Source organism: Pseudomonas syringae group sp. 26L6, assembly GCF_032587815.1.
Taxonomy (GTDB): Bacteria; Pseudomonadota; Gammaproteobacteria; order Pseudomonadales; family Pseudomonadaceae; genus Aquipseudomonas; species Aquipseudomonas amygdali.
On record NZ_JAWHPJ010000054.1, the window covers coordinates 114,933 to 133,888 of the forward strand.

The following is an 18,956-nucleotide window of genomic DNA, read 5'->3' on the forward strand; positions in this document are numbered from 1 at the left end:
TGTTCAAACGATATGCAGCACCATAATTCCAATAATTACAGAAGGACCACCACCATGAAATCCCTTCCCCTGCTCGTGGGCCTCGGTGCCCTCACAGCCGCTTCCAGTGTGTTTGCCTGGGATTACGTGCTGCTCGACACCGACAAGGCTGCGCAGAATCAGCAGATCACCAGTCAGCAACTGGGCGTCAAGACCGACAAGCCGTTCACTGTCACGATGCGAACCCTGCACGGCGGTCGTCAGGAAGGCGTGAGCATCATTGATATCGATAACGGCACAATGAAGATTTCGGTGGTGCCTACCCGCGGCATGAATGTGCTGCAGGCATCGGTGGGTGAGGTACGCATGGGTTGGGATTCGCCGGTCAAGGATGTAGTCAATCCGGCGTTTATCGAACTCAATGGCCGCGGCGGGCTGGGCTGGCTGGAGGGTTTCAACGAACTGGTGACCCGTTGCGGATACGAGTGGGTGGGCCACCCGGGCATGGACAATGGCGAACTGCTGACCCTGCATGGTCGCGCTGCCAACATTCCGGCCAGCAAAGTGACGCTGCAGATCGACGAAAAGCCGCCTTACGCGATCCGCCTCAAGGGTGAATTGAAGGAGCAGGCGTTCAAGAAGGTCGACTTTTCAGTGCAAACCGAACTGGTCACCGAGCCAGGCAGCACGAGCTTTTCGCTCAACGATACGCTGACCAACAATGGCGATTATCCGAAAGAATACCAGGCGCTGTACCACAGTAACTTCAGCACACCGTTCCTCGAGCAAGGGGCGCGCTTCGAAGCACCGGTCAAGCAGGTTTCACCGTTCAACGAGAAAGCCAAGGGTGATCTGGGCGATTGGCAGACCTACCGTGCGCCGACGCCGGATTACGACGAAACGGTCTACAACGTCGTGCCTTATGGCGATGCCAAGGGCGATACGCTGACCGTGCTGCACAACAAGGCTGGCAGCCTGGGCGTGTCGGTCGGTTTCAATACCAGGCAGTTGCCGGTGTTCTCGCTGTGGAAAAACACTGACACCAAAGGTCAGGGTTACGTGACCGGGCTGGAACCGGGCACCAGCTTCTCCTACAACCGCCGCTTCCAGCGTCCGCTGAATCTGGTACCGACCATAGCACCCAAAGAGCAACGTCAGTTCCAGATCAGCTACAGCCTGCTGGCTGACAAGGGCGCGGTCGACAAGGCGCTTGGCCAGGTCAAGAGCATTCAGGACGGTCGCGAGACTGAGGTGCGCAAAGAGCCGCTGGTGGATCTGACCAAGGAGCAATGATCCTCATCTGACGTTTCTCCAACGCAGCGGTGAAACAGGGCCGGATGTCGACGCAAGCCATTGTGTCGATATCCGGCCCTGCTTGTTCCTGAGGTAAAAAATTCTCACAACACTTGAGGGTTTCGCCTGTCTACACCCTCTCACCCTTCGAAGACGAGCATGCACATGAAAATCCTGATGGTTTTGACATCCCATGACCAACTGGGCGACACCGGCAAGAAAACCGGTTTCTGGCTCGAAGAGTTCGTCGCTCCGTATTACGCATTCAAAGAGGCCGGGGCCGACGTTACGCTGGTCTCTCCGAAAGGCGGTCAACCACCGCTGGACCCGAAAAGCGATGAGCCTGACGCTCAGACCGACGACACCAAGCGCTTCTCCAAAGATGCAGATGCGCAGAAAGCGCTCGCCAATACGGGCCTTCTGTCTGGCGTCAATGCGGCCGATTTCGATGCCGTGTTCTACCCGGGCGGTCACGGCCCGCTGTGGGACCTGGCTGAAGACAAGGACTCCATCGCGCTGATCGAGGCCTTTGCCAATGCAGACAAGCCACACGGGATGGTCTGCCACGCACCTGGCGTATTGCGTCACGTAAAGTCGCCGGACGGCCAACCGCTGGTCAAGGACCGCCGTGTCACAGGCTTCACCAACAGTGAAGAAGAAGCGGTCGGCCTGACCAATGTCGTGCCTTTTCTGGTCGAAGACACGCTCAAGCAACTGGGCGGTGACTATTCCAAGGGCGACGACTGGGGCGTCTACGTGCTGACCGATGGCAAGCTGGTAACTGGCCAGAACCCGGCCAGCTCTGCGCAGGCGGCCAAAGACTTGATCACTCTGTTGAGCTGATCGATGTGCGCGGTTCAGCGTCCGACGCTAACAGCACCGGACAATGAACCGCGCGTCATTTAAATCGAATCTTGCACCCGCCACACTGACCAATCACCACACCCCCCGACAAAAAGGAATACGGTCATGGCAGATGAATCCAAACGCGAAGACCTCGAGCACAAACCGGAAAACGCCGGCAAGGTGGGCGAGAAGAACAAACAGCTCAATCAACAGGGCGAGCAACCGCGGCCTGGTACTTCGCCAGACCCGCAGAAAGACAAGTCTGGCAACTGACCACGCGTCAGAGCAGACCGCGCTCGGCGCAGACCTTCACGACTTGCTCACGCAGCCAGCCACTGGCCTCGTCCTGATCGGCCTGAGCGCTCCACAGCATGTCCAGACTGAAACCAGGCAGATCCGGCGGCAGCTCGAACACGGCAATCCATGGCTCATTGCCCAGCAGCGTCTGAATGCGCCTTGGCAGCACCAGAATGAAATCTGTGCCCTCGAGCAATTGCAACGCCGCGCGGTAACTGTTCGCGCGCGCGACAATGTTGCGCTCCAGCCCCTGACGTTGCAGCCAGCCATCGACCATGTTGGTGTCGGACGCCCATGGCGTCGGGTACACATGGCGGTGCCCGTTGAAGGTCTGAATGTCGATCAGGGCGCTGAGCGGCGCGAACCGGGCGTCCATGACGCAGACCAGGTCATCTTCGAGCAACACTTGTGAAACCAGGCCGTCCGGGACTCGGTGAAAGCCCGGCCCGAAGCACAGGGCGAGGTCAAAACGACCATCGTTCAATTGCTCGGCGGGTAACTGCTTCTCAAGCTTCTGCACATTGACCGTTACCGAAAAGCCAGCGGCGACAAAGTCGCGCATCAGGTGCGGCAATACCAGTAGTTCAAAATACTCGGGGGCACATACCGTGAAAGTGGTTTGCCTGCGGGTCGGATCAAACAGGCCCAGGCCGTCGTGACACAAATTGACCGACTCGAGAATCTGCTGCACATGGGCGTGCATGGCCAATGCCTTGCGGGTCGGACGCATGCCATTGCGGGTGCAGATGAACAGATCGTCTTCGAAGTTGGCGCGCAGCTTTTTCAGGCAGTAGCTAACCGTTGACTGACTGACATGCAGCGCATCTGCGACCAGGGTCAGGTTGCGCTGTTCATACACCGAGACAAAGACCATCAGGTCCTGCATGTCCAGCTTTCTCAGGGCATTACTGTTGAGCATTGAGGCATCTCGCTGGCGCTGCGACCGGACGATCAGGTCCACGCGGACAAGATAGCATCAAAATGCAATCATGCCGCCCCCTCGCCAATAATGACCGTTTGACGCCGGCGCTGCGCAGGTGCTCAGCATAGCGTCGGGGATCGAGTCGCACCACCATCAACAGCATGATCGCGACCAACGCCATCAGTGACCACCATGCGCCTGCAAAGCTGCCCGTCAGGTCGCGGATTATTCCGGCAAACAGCGGCGACAGGCTGGCAATCAGATAACCCACGCCCTGCACGAATGCGGTCAGGCCGCCTGCCTGTCGAGGATCATCGGCATGGTCCATAGACACAATCAGGCTCATCGGAAACAAACCGCCTATCCCCAACCCCAGCAAACAGGTCCACAGCAGGCCCAGCCGCTGCGGCAGCAGAATCAGCCCGGCAAAACCGATCATCATCAACACCAGCAGCACCGCCAGCGCTACGCGTTTATCGCGACTGCGGTTAGCCAGCGCCGGAACCAGCAGACCCGATACGACCTCCATCAGGGTCAGAAAGCCCAGCAACAGGCCGGCATCCTGCTCGCTCCAGCCGTTCTCCAGGTAATAAGGCGCAAGCCAGGCCAGTACGCAGGTATAGGACGCAGTACCGAGGCCGAAGAAAACTCCCAGCATCCAGGCCCGAGGTATATGGAAAAAGCCTGCCGGGGCCCGGCAGCGTTTGAAGTGTCGACCTGTAACACGCGCCGCTGGGCGAACCAGACGCACACTGCCAACAGTGCCAGAAGCGACCACACCGCCAGACCAGCGCGCCAACTGCCGCTGCTGCTCATCACCAATGGGCTGAATGATGCGGCAAGGGCCGCGCCACCCATGATCGCGGTTACATACAGGCCCATGCACAATGAGACGTTGGCCTTGAAACGCGATTTGATCAATGCGGGCATCAGCGCCTGAATCAAGGCAATGCCAAGACCTGCCAGCACAGCGCTGAAAATCAGTTCGACAGCAGAATCGAGAACCAGACGCGCCAGGGTTGCCAGGCCGATAAGCACCAGTGAAAGCAGGATGCTGCGATGCGTCCCCAGGTAACGCGCGATGCAGATGCCGAAAAACATCGCCAGCCCCATGGCCATGATCGGCAGCATGGTCAGCAATGACGCCATCCCGAAGCCCAGCGGCACCTCCAGACGAATCGCCGCAAGCAACGGACCGACCGCTGCCATCGATGGGCGCAGGTTGAGCGCCACCAGTACGATACTGACCATCAACCCCATATTCCGAACCGCCAAGCTACGCACCTGCATACCGTCACCATTAATTTCGATGATCAGGATTAGGCCGGGCGCGTGCTCATATGACAAATCAAAATCTGGGTGCTGCTATTTAAAAATCAGTTCAGCAATGGCGCGGGCAGTTTCAGGCATTTTGCCGAGGGCATTTGCAGTTCGTTACTCGGCCGTGCTGCTCGGGCTCGGGTTCAGGCTCGGCAACTTCATCGACGCCCAGCCACCATGTCAAACCGCGACACGGGTATTGCACATAGAACGGCTGGCCCATCATCGGCGTGGTGATCGAAACATTCTGCTCCCAGGCCAGCGCCAGGATACGATCGAACGGTTCGTGCCAGGCGTGCATCGACAGGTCGAAGGTGCCGTTGTGAATCGGCAGCAACCAGCGACCACGCAGGTCCAGATGCGCCTGCAGCGTCTGCTCGGGTTGCATGTGCACATGCGGCCATTCGACGTTATAGGCCCCGGTTTCCATCAGCGTCAGGTCAAACGGTCCGTATTGCTCGCCGATGGTCTTGAAGCCATCGAAATAGCCGCTGTCGCCACTGAAAAAGATCCGCTGATCGCCGTCGATTATCACCCAGGACGCCCACAGGGTACGGTTGCTGTCGAGCAGCGTACGCCCGGAAAAATGCTGCGAAGGCGTAGCGACGAACTCGATGCCCGCCACTTCGGTGGACTGCCACCAGTCCAGCTGACGAACCTTGTGCGCGGGTACGCCCCATTCAATCAGCGTATCGCCTACACCAAGTGGTGCCAGAAAATGCTCGGTCTTGTCGGTCAGCGCCTTGATTGCCATACGATCCAGATGGTCGTAGTGGTTGTGCGAAAGAATCACTGCCTTGATTGGCGGCAACTCTTCGAGGCTGATCGGCGGCTGATGAAAGCGCTGCGGCCCCGCCCACTGCACCGGCGACGCGCGCTCGGCAAACACGGGATCAGTCAGCCAGAACTGGTCGCGTAATTTGAGCAGGACCGTCGAATGCCCGAGGCGATACACCGTGTTGTTGGGCGCTGCCAGCAACTGCTGACGCGACAGCGGCTGCACCGGAATTTCGCCTGCGGGGCGCGTGTCCTTGGGCTTATTGAATGCCTGATCCCAGAAAATGCGGAGTGTTCGCAGCAGACTCGCCGGTTTCATCGTCGCGTGATTCCGATATCGCCCCTCATGACGGGACAGGACAGGCAGTGAAGAAGCATCCTTTTTCTGATGTGTCGAGGCCATGGTTTGCTGACTCCTGGGAACAGGTTGAGGCTCCAGCCGTGCATACTTTGTACGTGATCCCGTTGCAGGATGCTCGATGAAAGATATGTAACAGTGTTTTACACTACACGGTGTAGTTTTAAGCTTGCGTGATTCTTGGCGACAAGTAAACTGCTGAGTGTAACTTTCTCTAAACGTACGTTTGAAGCGAACCTATGACCGCACCCATGCGCCTCACCGATCAGAAACGCGAATCCATCGTCCAGGCAGCTATTGCCGAATTTGGCGATCGTGGTTTCGAGGTCACCAGCATGGACCGCATCGCTGCTCGGGCTGAGGTGTCCAAACGCACGGTCTACAACCATTTCCCCAGCAAGGAAGAGCTGTTCGCCGAGATGCTGCAGCGTCTGTGGAGCTGTGCCCCGCCGCAATCGGAAGTGATTTATCACCCCAATGTCAGTCTGCGCGAGCAACTTCGAGACCTGCTGTGGGGCAAGATGCGCAACCTCACCAACAGTAATTTTCTCGACCTGGCGCGTGTCGTGGTGGGCGCTACCATTCACTCGCCCGAGCGTGCTCAAGTGTGGATGGCCCGTATCAATGAGCGCGAAGAAACCTTCAGCGCGTGGATCCGGGCGGCCCAGAAAGGCGGTCGCCTGAAGCCTGTCGACCCCGGTTTTGCGGCGACGCAGATGCACGCGTTGCTCAAGTCGTTCGCATTCTGGCCACAGGTAACCTTCAATGCCGCACTGCTCAACCCTCAGGAGCAAAGTGATGTGGTCGAGTCGGCGTTGAACATGTTTCTGGGCTGGTACGAAGTGACTCCCTGAGGCTTCTGATCCGGTTTTTCAGTCGAGTACTACGCCCCGGCACTCGCCAAAGCCAATCGACACCTGCCCTTCCCGATGACAACGGGCACGCAGGATGACCTCGTCGCCAGCTTCCAGGAATATGCGCTTTTCACCGTTGGGCAACGCCACTGACTGCTTGCCGCCTGCGGTCATCTCCAGCAGGCTGCCGTACTGACCTGTCTGAGGGCCGGACAGCGTACCGGTGCCAAGCAGGTCGCCCGGTTGCAGCTTGCAACCGTTGACGCTGTGGTGCGCGACCATCTGCGCCACGGTCCAGTACATGTTCAGCGAGTTGCTCAGACCCAACCGGTAAGGCTCCAGCCCCTCGGCCTTCATCTGCGCGGTCAGCAGCAGCACTTCCAGCTCGATGTCCAGCGCGCCACCCTGCTGATCATTCTGATCAAGCAGGTACGGCAGCGGCTGAGGATCGCCCTCCGGACGCAGTGACTGGGGGCTGCGGAAGGGTATCAGCGCTTCGGCGGTTACCACCCAGGGCGAGATCGTCGTGGCAAAGCTCTTGGACAGAAACGGTCCCAGCGGCTGGTACTCCCACGCTTGAATGTCACGCGCCGACCAGTCGTTGAGCAGGCAAAACCCGGCGATGTGTTCGGCGGCCCGGTCAATCGCGATGGCATCGCCCTGCGCATTCCCCGGCCCGATCCACACACCCAGCTCCAGTTCGTAATCCAGGCGTTTGCAGGGACCGAAAACGGGAACATCCTGACCCGGCGCAAGGGTCTGCCCACTGGGCCGCCGGACCGGCGTACCGGATGTGCAGAGGGTCGATGCCCGGCCGTGGTAGCCAATTGGCACATATTTGTAGTTGGGCAGCAGCGGATTGTCCGGACGGAACAGCTTTCCGACGTTCAGCGCATGGTGAATACCAACGTAGAAGTCAGAATAATCACCTACCCGCGCCGGCATGTGCAGACTGCACTCGCTCATCGGCAGCAGCAAACCTTCAACCGCCTGCACACTGTCACGTTGCGGGTTGTCCGCATCCAGCAGTTGCAGCAATGCGCTGCGCAATGCCTGACGTGCTGGAGCGCCCAGTGCAAAGAAATCGTTGAGCTGGTCACGGCTGGCCACTTCGGCAGCTTCAGCGGCCTGCCCGTGAAAAACCCCCGCGGCTGTTGCTGCGCGCAGATCGACAATCAGATCGCCAATCGCCACGCCACCACGCGGGCCGGTAGTGCCATGGCTGAACACACCCAGCGGCAGGTTCTGCAACGGAAAATCAGCGTGCTCGTTGGCCGATGCCACCCAACTGCGACGATTGAGAGAGCCAGTCATCGGCGCGGTTCCTTGTTGAATGTCCTGGTCATGTCGTTCCAGCAGGCATCGTAATCGGCTTGCAGTTGCGGGCAGCCGAGCGCGTGGCGGCTGGGACGCAATACCTTGCCGGTCTCGAACATGAAGGCCATGGTGTTTTCGATTTTGTGCGGTTTCAGCTCGGCAGTAATGGCCTTTTCTGCCGTGACATTATCCGGGCCGTGCGCGCTCATGCAGTTGTGCAGCGAGGCGCCCCCGGGCATGAAGCCTTCAGCCTTGGCGTCGTAGGCGCCATCGATCAGGCCCATGAATTCGTTCATCAGGTTGCGGTGGAACCACGGCGGGCGAAAGGTATTTTCCGCCACCATCCAGCGCGGCGGGAATATAACGAAATCGATATTGGCCTGGCCGTGGGCGGCACCTGGTGAAGTCAACACAGTGAAAATCGATGGGTCCGGGTGATCGTAACTGACCGTACCGATGGTGTTGAAACGCCGCAGATCATACTTGTACGCAACGTTGTTACCGTGCCAGCCCACCACATCAAAGGGTGAATGCTCCAGGTGTGTCGACCACAGTTCACCAAGGAACTTCTGCACCAGCTCCACCGGTTGCTGATTGTCTTCAAACCAGGCCACTGGCGTCAGAAAATCACGTGGATTGGCCAGCCCGTTACTGCCGATCGGACCAAGCTCCGGAAGGCGCAAGGCGCAACCGTGGTTCTCGCAGATGTAACCGCGGGCGCTGCTGTCGAGCAGTTGCACGCGAAACTTCATGCCTCGCGGCAAGACGGCGATTTCCAGCGGCTCGATGTCCAGCAGACCTAATTCGGTGATGATTCTGAGTCGCCCCTGTTGCGGCACAATCAACCATTCGCCATCGGCGCTGAAAAACGCACGCTGCATCGAAGTGTTGGCTGCGTATACGTAGACGCTCACACCGTCTGCCTGATCCGCCGCCGAGGTACTCGCCAAAGGGATCAGGCCGTCAATGAAATCGACAGGCTCTGCGGGGATATCGAAAGCGTTCCAGCGCAGCCGGTTGGGGTTGATCGGGCCCTGCTCCTGACCGGCGATCTGCCGACCCATGCGTTGGTAACGCGGATGGGCCGCCGAAGGTTTGATGCGATACAACCAGGTACGCCGGGCTTCGCTGCGCGCGACCGTGAAGGCAGTACCCGAGAACTGCTCGGCATACAGCCCCAGCGGGTGCTTCTGCGGAGAGTTCTGGCCAATCGGCAATGCTCCGGGCAGCGCCTCGCTGCTGAACTGGTTGCCAAAGCCCGACTGATAAGCCAATGCGTCGGAACGGGAGTGGATAGCCATCTGGACCTCTTGTTGTTATGGGGTCGGGCAGAGACGGGTAAAACATCATTTAACGTAAAACGATTACGCATAACGTAATTTGAGTTTGCCAGCCGGTCAAGCTATAAAGCTGCCTTTCCCGATCGGCGCACAGCACCCATGACCCAGGACATCGAAAGCCCGACAGGCGGACGTCAGCAAAAGGTTCAGGCCGCCGAAGTTGGACTGGGCGTGCTCAAGGCGCTGGCCGATCTGTCGCCCTCCACTTCCCTGTCGAAACTGGCCGAGCATCTGGGCATGCCTGCCAGCAAGGTTCATCGTTATCTACAGGCGCTGATTGCCAGTGGCTTTGCCGAGCAGGATGCTGTCAACAATCACTACGGGCTGGGGCGCGAAGCGTTGCTGGTCGGGCTGGCCTCACTCGGCAAACTGGACGTGCTGAAAGTATCGGCGCCGTGGCTGGCCAGCCTGCGTGATGAACTGAACCAGACGTGCTTCCTGGCGGTATGGGGCAACAAAGGGCCGACCGTGGTGTATGTCGAAGCGTCGATGGGCGCAGTGACGCTGGTGACGCAAATCGGCTCGGTGCTGCCGTTGCTCGGCTCGTCTACCGGCCTGGTATTCGACAGCTTTCTGAACGAGCGCGAAACCGCTGCGCTTCGCGAGCAGGAAATGCCTTTGCTGAGTGCCGACCAGTTGCGCGACGTCAAGCTGCATATCGAGCAGATCCGTACGACGGGCGTCCACCAGATTCAGGGCTTGCTGATGCCGGGCATAAACGCAGCCTCTTCGCCGCTGTTCGCCATGGGCAACAAGCTGGTGGGCGTGATCACCGTGGTTGGGCCGGGATCGGTGTTGAACGACGAGACGCAGAATCTGGCGGCCAGGCGGCTTTTGCAAACGGCGCAGGCCATCAGCGAGCGTATGGGCGGTAGCCGTCCGTCAGACTGACTCAGGAAGAGGCGGTTGATACCCTGGCAAAATGGCTCGCTCCATGCCAGCCGTGAATCAGCCGACCTTCGACGCGGTTACGCCCTCTGGTTTTGGCCAGGTAAAGCAGCCGATCCGCTTCCGCCAACGCGGCGGTATGTCCATCCTTCTCTGCTGCGTTGATCGACACCACGCCCGAGCTGATGGTCAGTTTGCCCAGCGGGCTGGCCGAGTGCTCTATACGATTGGTTTCAACGGATGATCTGATTTTTTCCGCGATCTTCAGCGCCCCTGCCAGGTCGGTTTCAGGCAGCAGAATGACAAACTCTTCGCCGCCGTAACGTGCCGCGATATCCCCAGCCCGGTCAAGACTGTTGCCTATGAGCCCAGCCACTTGCTTCAGGCAGTCGTCTCCCAGCAGATGACCGTAGGTGTCGTTGTATTGTTTGAACCAGTCAATATCCAGCAGAATAATTGCGATAGTTGCAGTATTCCGACTCGCCCGCCCCCACTCCTGCTGCAAGGCCGCATCGAAGCAGCGTCGATTGGCCAGGTGCGTGAGGCTGTCCGTGTGAGCGATGATCTCCAGCTCGTTCCTGGCGATGTTCAGTTCACCTTCCGCATTGATCAACTGCTGGATTTGCCGGTACAGCAGGACGCCAAGCAAAACCAGCGCAAGGATAATAATGCCGGTGATGGTCATGGACCGGTATGCATAGGCCCACCAAGGCGCGAACACATGCTGACAGGAGACGCCTGCAGCGGCGACGATCGGCAACCCGGACACCCGCCGATAGGCGTAGATCCTTTCCACCCCGTCCACCACGGAGTTGATCAACGCGGTGCCGCTGTCGCTGTAGGGCAGATAGCGAGTGAAGATATCGCCCTTGGCGACATTGGTGGTCATCAGTGCGGTTAATGTGGGGCGCCGCGCCAGCAGGTCGCCATTGTTCAGAGCGAGAAAGATCACCCCCTTGTCGTCTACATCCATGCGCTGGAAAAACGCCTGGAAATAAGCCACCGGTACGGTGGCCAGTGCAACGCCAGCAAAACTGCCATCCGCAGCATTGATACGCCGACTGACCGGGATGACCATATCCCCGGTATTACGGCTTTCTACGATAGACCCTACATGAATGGACGGGTCAGGGTTATCGCGATGGTAAATGAAGTAATCGCGGTCTTCGTTGTTTCTGGTGTGCACGCCGTTGGCAAAGGAATTGGCGACCCAGTTGCCCTGAGCATCGTAGATGAACAGCCCCTGAAGCCCTTTGACGTTTATCAGGTCTTGAGCCATCAGCCTGGTCAAGCGGCTTTGCTGCTGGCCTGCGACCCCGTCCTGTTCCACACGCTCGACAAGGTCACGCAGCGTATTGTCAGCCTGTTGCAGGGTGTCCTGAGCCTGCTGCTCAGCGGCAAGCACGATATTGGACACCGCAATCCTGGCGGTGGCCGCGCGCTCGAGCTTCGACTGGTTCATCTGCCAGACGGTAGCCAGGGTCAGCGATAGACAAACCAGGGCAATGAAGCCGATCAACGCTTTGCTGAGCGCCGAAGGTGTAAGCCTCGTCGAAATAAAGGAAAGCCGTTTCATAGGGTTGTCATCAAATTGGCAGTGAACCCCGCCATGCAGTTTCCATACCTTAGCGCCACTAACCCGAATACGTTGTTACACCGAGGTCACGCGGGGCTTAGTTGAATGAATGCCCCGCAGGCTAGTTGCTCAAGAAGTCATTACAGGTATTCGGTTTTTTGACGATACAGCTTCTAGGCTGCTAGAGACAGCTACCGATACACTACTGTGAGAGGTGCTGCAATGTATCGAACTTTGCTTTTCCGGCATGGCGCAAGCGCGTGTTGGCAGGGTGTTTTCACCGATGCCGGCACAGCGGCATTGTACATCGATCGCTTCGCGTTTCAGGCGCGATCAGCTTATAGCGATGACCTCAAATGAGTACTTACCCAGTCGGCGATGACGACGAAGAGCGTATTCGGATTTTGAATGCTTTTTCGTTGATGGATACCCCACCTGAGCACGAATACGATCAGATCGTGCAAATGGCATCGCGGATTTTCGATGTGCCCATTGCGCTGATTTCGCTGGTTCATCGCGATCGGCAATTCTTCAAGGCGCGTATCGGCCTCGATGTCTGCGAAACGGGCCGTGACGTCTCATTCTGTAATTTTGCGCTCATGGGCCGTAACGTTTTTCTGGTGCCTGATGCATTGCAGGATGAGAGGTTCAGCTCAAACGCCTTGGTAGTAGGCGCTCCCTATATTCGCTTTTATGCCGGGGCGCCGCTGATAACCGCCAGCGGTCATGTGCTGGGCAGCCTGTGCCTGATCGACAATAAACCTCGGGAGACTTTCTCACAGCGAGATCAATGGGTTCTTCAGGATCTGGCGGTCATAGTCATCGAAAGAATGGAGTTGCGTCGGCTTGCGCTTGAGAATGAAGACAGCCACGCCCGCTTCATGAATATCACCTCGACTTCACCCGACGCGATTATCTGCTCGGACAGCAAAAACCGGATCATCTCATGGAACAATTCGGCCGAGCTCATTTTCGGGCATCGATCCGAGGACGCCATGGGAAAGCCTCTCGACATTATTATTCCGCCCGAAATGCGCTCCAGGCATCATGCAGGTTTGTCGAGGGTGGCGTCAGGCGGCCCGACCTCCATTATCGGAAAATCCATTAACCTGACGGCCATACATCGCGACGGTCATACAATCCCGATCGAGCTTTCGCTCTCACAATGGACGTATGCCGGCGAGCCACAATTCGGGGCGATCATTCGTGACGTCACCCAGCGTGTCGAGGCGGACAAATTACTCAAGCATGCGGCTGAATACGATCATCTGACCGGGCTTGCCAATCGATCGACACTCAAAAGGCGGATCAAGGAGGCGTGCGATGCGCAGCTGCCAGCAGCTATCCTGCTGATCGATCTGGACGGTTTCAAGGACGTCAACGACACGCTGGGCCACGCTGCGGGTGATTTTGTGCTCAAGGTGACCTCTCAGCGTCTTCGCGAACACGTACCGGCCTGCCATATGGTCGCCCGTCTGGGCGGCGATGAGTTTGTCGTGTTCCTGTCAGACACGACAGACCCTGACAACGCAACCAGTCTGGGCCTGGCGCTCATAGCGGTCATCGAGGAGCCGATTGAGTTTGAAGACAATTCAATCTACATCGGTGCCAGCATCGGCGTCTCCGTAAGGTCCGGCTCCGACTACGACGAGGAGCAAATGCTCGGCAATGCGGATCTGGCGCTCTACCAGGCCAAGTCTGACGGACGCTCCCTTGTTCGCACCTTCACCTCCGAGCATCGACAGACCGCGTCAAGAAGAGGCGCGCTCAGCTCATCGATGCGTCAGGCGTGGGCCAACAAAGAGTTCGAGCTGTACTACCAGCCTCAGGTACGACTTGCGGACGGTCGTATTACCGGAGCCGAAGCCCTTATACGCTGGAACCATCCGACACTGGGTGTGGTGTCTCCGGCGGTTTTTCTACCTGCACTGGAAGCGGGTCTTCTCGCGGTACCGGTGGGCGAATGGATCCTGCGCTCAGCCTGTGAGCAGGCAGCGCAATGGCGAAACACCGGCTGTGACGAATTTCGCATCGGCGTCAATCTGTTCGCCGCTCAGTTTCGCATGCGTGACTTTGCCGAAATGGTTGAAAGTGCGCTTGAAGACTTTTCCTTGCCGGCACACTCACTCGAGCTGGAGATCACGGAAAACATCATCCTGCGAAACGAACAACGCATTATGGAACCGTTGCGCCACCTTCGCTCATTGGGTGTGGGCATTGCATTCGACGATTTCGGTACCGGCTATGCGTCCCTGAGCCTGCTGAAAGACTATCCGGTGACACGGCTGAAAATTGACCGCTCATTCGTAAGTGGCGTGGAGCGCAGCAAGAAAGACGAAGTCATCATTGAGGCCGTTATCAGGCTGGCGAACGGCTTCAATCTCCAGGTCACGGCAGAAGGCATAGAAACCCGCGAGCAGGAAAGTCTGATGCGCCATTATGTGTGCGACGAGGGTCAGGGCTATTTATATGGTCGTCCCATGCCAGCGCATGAATTTACCGAGCGTTATATCTCGTCTCTCAATCGGCAGGCTGACGTGCTCAAGCACAAATGACTCAGAACGAGCCTGAGCAGGCTCGTCTGATCGCAAGGCGGACACTTCCGCTTATCGCTCAATCCGGCGTCAGTACGCCACGCTGTATCTGGTCACGCTCGATGGATTCGAACAGCGCCTTGAAGTTGCCTTCGCCAAACCCGTCGTCGCCCTTGCGCTGAATGAATTCGAAAAACACCGGGCCCATCAGCGTTGCGGAAAATATCTGCAACAGCAAGCGACGCTCGCCGCCTTCGGAAGAGCCATCGAGCAGAATACCGCGTGACTTGAGCTCGGCCTCCGGCTCACCGTGATCGGGCAGTCTTCCCTGAAGCATTTCGTAGTAAGTATCCGGCGGCGCCGTCATGAAACGCATGCCGGTTGTCTTCAGCGCGTCCCAGGTCTTGATCAGGTCATCGGTAAAGAACGCTACATGCTGAATGCCTTCGCCATTGAACTGCATCAGGAACTCTTCAATCTGCCCCGCACCCTTGGACGACTCTTCGTTCAGGGGAATGCGGATCATGCCATCCGGGGCGGTCATGGCCTTTGAGGTCAGACCGGTGTATTCGCCCTTGATGTCGAAATAGCGCAGCTCGCGGAAGTTGAACAGCTTTTCATAGAACCCTGCCCAGTACGCCATGCGCCCGCGATACACGTTGTGGGTCAGGTGATCGATGAATTTAAGGCCGGCACCGAACGGGTGGCGATCGACGCCTTCGATGAAGTTGAAGTCGATGTCGTAAATCGAGGTGCCTTCACCGAAACGGTCGATCAGGTACAACGGCGCGCCACCGATGCCCTTGATGGCGGGCAAGCGCAATTCCATAGGGCCGGTGGCGATTTCCAGCGGTTGTGCGCCCAGTTCAAGTGCCCGGTTGTAGGCCTTTTGCGCGTCTTTCACGCGGAACGCCATGCCGCATACAGAAGGGCCATGTTCGGCGGCAAAGTATGAGGCCAGACTGTGCGGCTCGTTGTTGAGGATCAGGTTGATCGCGCCCTGACGATACAGGGTCACGTCCTTGGAGCGATGGGTTGCGACTTTGGTGAAACCCATCATCTGAAACACAGGCTCCAGGCTGTTGGGGGTCGGTGACGCGAATTCGATGAATTCAAAGCCCATCAGGCCCATGGGGTTTTCGTAGAGATCAGCCATGACTGGCTCCTTGCAGGAAAAGTGAGAGTGGTTAAACCAGCGCAATCACTGTCCTGCGGGCGGCGCACACGGGATCCCTCGCACGCTGCGCGCGAGAAAATCACCGAATATCAGTTGCAGACCAAGAATCTTCATGAGGGCAGCCTACTCCGGCTTGTCCGATTGTGCATCAGGGTGTGCCTGTTGAAAGGCCGGATGTTGCATGGCCAGACGCTCGACCCGCTGGATACACGGGTATGCACTCAGTTGGACGTTGTAGCGATGGGCTGCATACAGCTGTGGTAACAGGTAAATGTCCGCAAGGCCGGGGCTCGTACCAAAACAGAAACCATCCTTTTCGATCAACTGCTCGACGGCCTGCAAACCTTCGCCGATCCAGTGCTCGATCCAGCTCAGAATAGCGGGTTCGTCGTGACCCAGACCGCGTAACCGGTTGAGCACCGAAACGTTGTGCAAGGGGTGAATGTCACAGCCGACCAGCGCCGCAACGGCCCGCTGGCGCGCACGCAGAACAGCATCCTGCGCAAGTAACGCAGGCTGCGGGTAGCACTCTTCCAGGTATTCAATGATCGCCAGTGACTGGGTGATGACAACGCCATCGTCCAGCCTCAATGCAGGCACCCTGCCCTGCGGGTTGACCGCCTTGTAGCCGGGTGTGCGCTGCTCGCCGCCATCAAGCAGCAGGTTGACCGGGATCGCAGCGTAATCCAGCCCTTTTAGGGCCAACGCAATACGCACACGGTAACTTGAGGTCGAGCGGTAGTAAGTGAATAGGTCCACGGAAGTCGCCTGCCTGACGCACGGGTGCTGTGTTTATTATTTTCGTAACCACATTACGTAATGCGTAAATTGCGCGATCCGCCTGACGCTGTCAACTCAAGCCTTGTGCTGAATGAGCTAGGATGCATTAACCCGATAAAAACAACGCTGGGTGCCTGCATGAATATTCTTTATGACGAACGCATCGACGGCGTGCTGCCCGCAGTCGACAAGCAACAATTGCTGTACGAGCTACGACGCCAACTGCCCGACCTGGACATTCTGCACCGCGCCGAAGAGCTTCGGCCCTACGAGTGCGACGGGTTATCGGCCTATCGCACCACGCCGATGCTGGTGGTGCTGCCACGCCATGTCGAAGAAGTGCAGACGCTGCTCAAACTGTGCCATGCGCATCGCGTGCCGGTGGTCGCTCGCGGCGCGGGCACCGGGTTGTCGGGTGGCGCACTGCCACTGGAGAAAGGCGTGTTGCTGGTGATGGCGCGCTTCAATCAGATCCTCGCTATTGATCCGGCTGCTCGTCTGGCGCGGGTCCAGCCCGGCGTACGCAACCTGGCCATTTCCCAGGCAGCAGCACCCCACGGTCTGTATTACGCACCCGACCCTTCCTCGCAAATCGCCTGTTCCATCGGTGGCAACGTGGCAGAAAATGCAGGCGGCGTGCATTGCCTCAAATACGGACTGACCGTGCACAACCTGCTCAAGGTCGAGATACTGACCGTCGAAGGCGAGCCAATGACCCTGGGCAGCGACACACTGGACTCACCGGGCTTCGACTTGCTGGCACTGTTTACCGGCTCCGAAGGCATGCTCGGTGTCATTACCGAAGTCACGGTCAAGCTGTTGCCCAGGCCGCAAGTGGCCAAAGTGCTGCTGGCGGCGTTCGATTCCGTGGAAAAAGCCGGCGGTGCAGTGGCCGATATCATTGCCGCAGGCATCATCCCCGGCGGGCTGGAGATGATGGACAATCTGGCGATTCGTGCCGCCGAGGATTTCATTCACGCAGGCTATCCGGTTGATGCAGAAGCCATCCTGCTTTGCGAGCTGGACGGGGTCGAAGCCGATGTACATGCCGATTGCGAACGGGTTCGCGAGGTATTGACACTGTCTGGCGCGACCGAAGTGCGTCAGGCGAAAGACGAGGCCGAACGGGTGCGCTTCTGGGCTGGGCGCAAGAACGCCTTCCCCGCCGTGGGCCGTCTGTCACCGGATTACTACTGCATGGACGGCACTATCCCGCGACGCGAGTTGCCAGGGGTATTGCGCAGCATCAAGGAGTTGTCAGCTCAGTACGGCCTGCGCGTGGCAAATGTGTTCCATGCTGGCGATGGCAACATGCACCCGTTGATCCTGTTCGATGCCAATCAGACGGGTGAGCTGGAGCGCGCCGAGGCGCTGGGCGGCAAGATCCTTGAGCTGTGCGTCGAGGTCGGCGGCAGCATCACCGGCGAGCACGGTGTCGGTCGCGAGAAGATCAACCAGATGTGCGCGCAGTTCAACAGTGACGAACTGACTTTTTTCCATGCCATCAAGGCCGCATTCGACGCCAGCGGCCTGCTCAATCCCGGCAAGAACATCCCGACCCTGCATCGCTGCGCGGAATTCGGTGCCATGCATATTCATGCCGGGCAATTGCCGTTTCCCGAACTGGAGCGCTTCTGATGAGCGAGATGGACAAAGACGTCAGCCAGGCTCTACTCGAACGGGTCGATCAAGCGCTACGGGACAGCACGCCGTTACGTATTCAGGGTGGCAACAGCAAGGCCTTGCTTGGACGTGAGACAACAGGTGAGGTGCTCGATACCCGCGAACACCGTGGCATCGTCAGTTACGACCCGACAGAACTGGTGATCACCGTCCGCGCCGGTACGCCGCTGAGCGAGCTGATGCAGGTGCTGGACGCCGCAGGCCAGATGCTGCCCTGTGAGCCGCCCGATTTTGGCTGCGCAACGCTCGGCGGCATGGTCGCCGCAGGACTGTCGGGCCCGCGCCGCCCCTGGAGCGGGTCGGTGCGTGATTTCGTGCTGGGCACCCGGGTCATTACCGGCCTCGGCAAGCATCTGCGCTTTGGCGGCGAAGTCATGAAAAACGTTGCAGGCTATGACGTTTCACGCCTGATGGCAGGCAGTTTCGGCTGCCTTGGGGTGCTGACCGAGGTGTCGCTCAAGGTGCTGCCCAAACCGCGTCTGTGCAGCAGCATCGCGCTGCAGATGGACAGCTCGCAAGCCCTGGCCCGCCTTGCCGAATGGGGTCAGCAACCTATGCCCATCAGCGCAGCCAGCCACGACGGTCAAGTGCTGCGCCTGCGTCTTGAGGGCGGCGAAGGCTCGGTGGCAGCAGCCCATGAGCGGCTCGGTGGCGAAGTGTTCGATGGCGCTTACTGGCAGCAGTTGAATGAGCAGCGTCTGCCCTTTTTTCTGGACCCGCGACCTTTATGGCGGCTCTGCGTACCTGCCCAAAGCGCCGTACTGGAACTGCCAGGCGAGCAACTGCTCGACTGGGGCGGCGCACAACGCTGGCTGAAATCCGACGCAGACGGCGAAACCATTCGAGCGATCACCACGGCGGCTGGCGGGCATGCAACCTGCTACAGCCAGGGCGTTGTCGACAACCCGTTCCAGCCGCTGGCCGCACCTGTACTGCGTTACCACCAGGCCCTCAAGGCCCGGCTCGACCCGCAGGGCATTTTCAACCCCGGCCGACTGTACGCGGAGTTTTAAGC

General features: G+C 58.6%; 15 protein-coding genes and 1 pseudogene. 8 read left to right on the forward strand and 8 right to left on the reverse strand.

The genetic code is table 11. From position 1 onward, the window contains the following. The first annotated feature begins 54 nt into the window (after positions 1 to 54). The 3 genes from RYA97_RS23360 to RYA97_RS23370 all read left to right on the forward strand — a co-directional run bounded on the left by RYA97_RS23360 (position 55) and on the right by RYA97_RS23370 (position 2,391). On the forward strand, positions 55 to 1,272 hold the full coding sequence (locus RYA97_RS23360; protein WP_005780610.1) for an aldose 1-epimerase family protein: 1,218 nt from the start codon (positions 55 to 57) through the stop codon (positions 1,270 to 1,272). Between the two features lie 165 nt (positions 1,273 to 1,437). Further along, positions 1,438 to 2,115: a type 1 glutamine amidotransferase domain-containing protein gene (locus tag RYA97_RS23365; RefSeq protein WP_005744484.1), complete on the forward strand. Its 678-nt coding sequence runs from the start codon at positions 1,438 to 1,440 to the stop codon at positions 2,113 to 2,115. A gap of 126 nt (positions 2,116 to 2,241) precedes the next feature. Then, positions 2,242 to 2,391: a hypothetical protein gene (locus RYA97_RS23370; protein WP_004656957.1), complete on the forward strand. Its 150-nt coding sequence runs from the start codon at positions 2,242 to 2,244 to the stop codon at positions 2,389 to 2,391. Positions 2,392 to 2,398: 7 nt separating this feature from the next. Here RYA97_RS23370 and RYA97_RS23375 read toward each other — a convergent pair whose 3' ends face one another. The 3 genes and pseudogenes from RYA97_RS23375 to RYA97_RS23385 form a co-directional block, all read right to left on the reverse strand. Next, positions 2,399 to 3,334 (reverse strand): LysR family transcriptional regulator, encoded by a 936-nt coding sequence (locus RYA97_RS23375; RefSeq protein WP_316893195.1) that lies wholly within the window; start codon positions 3,332 to 3,334, stop codon positions 2,399 to 2,401. A gap of 68 nt (positions 3,335 to 3,402) precedes the next feature. Beyond that, positions 3,403 to 4,627: pseudogene (locus tag RYA97_RS23380) on the reverse strand (cyanate transporter). A gap of 112 nt (positions 4,628 to 4,739) precedes the next feature. Next, the gene (locus RYA97_RS23385; RefSeq protein WP_005780602.1) at positions 4,740 to 5,837 is read right to left on the reverse strand and encodes an MBL fold metallo-hydrolase; all 1,098 of its coding nucleotides are present in this window, start codon (positions 5,835 to 5,837) and stop codon (positions 4,740 to 4,742) included. Between the two features lie 194 nt (positions 5,838 to 6,031). On the opposite strand from RYA97_RS23385, the gene RYA97_RS23390 reads away from it, so the two are divergent. Next, positions 6,032 to 6,646 carry a TetR/AcrR family transcriptional regulator gene (locus RYA97_RS23390; protein WP_005732625.1) on the forward strand — a complete coding sequence of 205 codons (615 nt, stop codon included), beginning with the start codon at positions 6,032 to 6,034 and terminating at the stop codon, positions 6,644 to 6,646. Between the two features lie 18 nt (positions 6,647 to 6,664). Here RYA97_RS23390 and fahA read toward each other — a convergent pair whose 3' ends face one another. Both fahA and hmgA read right to left on the reverse strand, forming a co-directional pair. Further along, positions 6,665 to 7,960 (reverse strand): fumarylacetoacetase, encoded by a 1,296-nt coding sequence (fahA, locus tag RYA97_RS23395; protein WP_117139575.1) that lies wholly within the window; start codon positions 7,958 to 7,960, stop codon positions 6,665 to 6,667. Further along, positions 7,957 to 9,264 carry a homogentisate 1,2-dioxygenase gene (gene hmgA, locus RYA97_RS23400; RefSeq protein WP_057405110.1) on the reverse strand — a complete coding sequence of 436 codons (1,308 nt, stop codon included), beginning with the start codon at positions 9,262 to 9,264 and terminating at the stop codon, positions 7,957 to 7,959. Before hmgA ends, fahA begins: the two co-directional genes overlap by 4 nt. Before the next feature lie 138 nt (positions 9,265 to 9,402). On the opposite strand from hmgA, the gene RYA97_RS23405 reads away from it, so the two are divergent. Next, positions 9,403 to 10,194, forward strand: coding sequence for an IclR family transcriptional regulator (locus RYA97_RS23405; protein WP_005744491.1), 792 nt, complete (start codon positions 9,403 to 9,405; stop codon positions 10,192 to 10,194). Between the two features lies 1 nt (position 10,195). Here the strand turns inward: RYA97_RS23405 and RYA97_RS23410 are convergent, their stop codons facing one another. Next, positions 10,196 to 11,767: a sensor domain-containing diguanylate cyclase gene (locus RYA97_RS23410; protein WP_005744492.1), complete on the reverse strand. Its 1,572-nt coding sequence runs from the start codon at positions 11,765 to 11,767 to the stop codon at positions 10,196 to 10,198. Between the two features lie 356 nt (positions 11,768 to 12,123). Here RYA97_RS23410 and RYA97_RS23415 point away from each other — a divergent pair, with 356 nt between their 5' ends. Continuing rightward, the gene (locus RYA97_RS23415; RefSeq protein ID WP_005744494.1) at positions 12,124 to 14,322 is read left to right on the forward strand and encodes a putative bifunctional diguanylate cyclase/phosphodiesterase; all 2,199 of its coding nucleotides are present in this window, start codon (positions 12,124 to 12,126) and stop codon (positions 14,320 to 14,322) included. A gap of 58 nt (positions 14,323 to 14,380) precedes the next feature. Here the strand turns inward: RYA97_RS23415 and hppD are convergent, their stop codons facing one another. After that, a complete protein-coding gene (gene hppD / locus RYA97_RS23420; RefSeq protein WP_005780599.1) occupies positions 14,381 to 15,457 on the reverse strand; it encodes a 4-hydroxyphenylpyruvate dioxygenase in 1,077 nt (358 codons plus the stop codon). A gap of 144 nt (positions 15,458 to 15,601) precedes the next feature. Then, positions 15,602 to 16,237: a maleylacetoacetate isomerase gene (gene maiA / locus RYA97_RS23425; RefSeq protein ID WP_117139574.1), complete on the reverse strand. Its 636-nt coding sequence runs from the start codon at positions 16,235 to 16,237 to the stop codon at positions 15,602 to 15,604. A 159-nt stretch (positions 16,238 to 16,396) separates the two neighbouring features. Here maiA and glcD point away from each other — a divergent pair, with 159 nt between their 5' ends. Both glcD and glcE read left to right on the forward strand, forming a co-directional pair. After that, positions 16,397 to 17,896 carry a glycolate oxidase subunit GlcD gene (gene glcD, locus RYA97_RS23430; protein WP_117139573.1) on the forward strand — a complete coding sequence of 500 codons (1,500 nt, stop codon included), beginning with the start codon at positions 16,397 to 16,399 and terminating at the stop codon, positions 17,894 to 17,896. After that, a complete protein-coding gene (gene glcE / locus RYA97_RS23435) occupies positions 17,896 to 18,954 on the forward strand; it encodes a glycolate oxidase subunit GlcE (protein WP_002554151.1) in 1,059 nt (352 codons plus the stop codon). Before glcD ends, glcE begins: the two co-directional genes overlap by 1 nt. The last annotated feature ends 2 nt before the right edge of the window (positions 18,955 to 18,956 follow it).

Bases quoted from the DNA above. Each gene is read 5' to 3' on its own strand.
- RYA97_RS23365 (WP_005744484.1), top strand. From the start codon at position 1,438: ATGAAAATCCTGATGGTTTTGACATCCCATGACCAACTGGGCGACACC.
- RYA97_RS23415 (WP_005744494.1), top strand. From the start codon at position 12,124: ATGAGTACTTACCCAGTCGGCGATGACGACGAAGAGCGTATTCGGATT.
- RYA97_RS23385 (WP_005780602.1), bottom strand. From the start codon at position 5,837: ATGGCCTCGACACATCAGAAAAAGGATGCTTCTTCACTGCCTGTCCTG.
- fahA (WP_117139575.1), bottom strand. From the start codon at position 7,960: ATGACTGGCTCTCTCAATCGTCGCAGTTGGGTGGCATCGGCCAACGAG.
- RYA97_RS23370 (WP_004656957.1), top strand. From the start codon at position 2,242: ATGGCAGATGAATCCAAACGCGAAGACCTCGAGCACAAACCGGAAAAC.
- glcE (WP_002554151.1), top strand. From the start codon at position 17,896: ATGAGCGAGATGGACAAAGACGTCAGCCAGGCTCTACTCGAACGGGTC.
- RYA97_RS23360 (WP_005780610.1), top strand. From the start codon at position 55: ATGAAATCCCTTCCCCTGCTCGTGGGCCTCGGTGCCCTCACAGCCGCT.
- glcD (WP_117139573.1), top strand. From the start codon at position 16,397: ATGAATATTCTTTATGACGAACGCATCGACGGCGTGCTGCCCGCAGTC.
- RYA97_RS23405 (WP_005744491.1), top strand. From the start codon at position 9,403: ATGACCCAGGACATCGAAAGCCCGACAGGCGGACGTCAGCAAAAGGTT.
- hmgA (WP_057405110.1), bottom strand. From the start codon at position 9,264: ATGGCTATCCACTCCCGTTCCGACGCATTGGCTTATCAGTCGGGCTTT.
- hppD (WP_005780599.1), bottom strand. From the start codon at position 15,457: ATGGCTGATCTCTACGAAAACCCCATGGGCCTGATGGGCTTTGAATTC.
- RYA97_RS23410 (WP_005744492.1), bottom strand. From the start codon at position 11,767: ATGAAACGGCTTTCCTTTATTTCGACGAGGCTTACACCTTCGGCGCTC.
- RYA97_RS23390 (WP_005732625.1), top strand. From the start codon at position 6,032: ATGACCGCACCCATGCGCCTCACCGATCAGAAACGCGAATCCATCGTC.
- RYA97_RS23375 (WP_316893195.1), bottom strand. From the start codon at position 3,334: ATGCTCAACAGTAATGCCCTGAGAAAGCTGGACATGCAGGACCTGATG.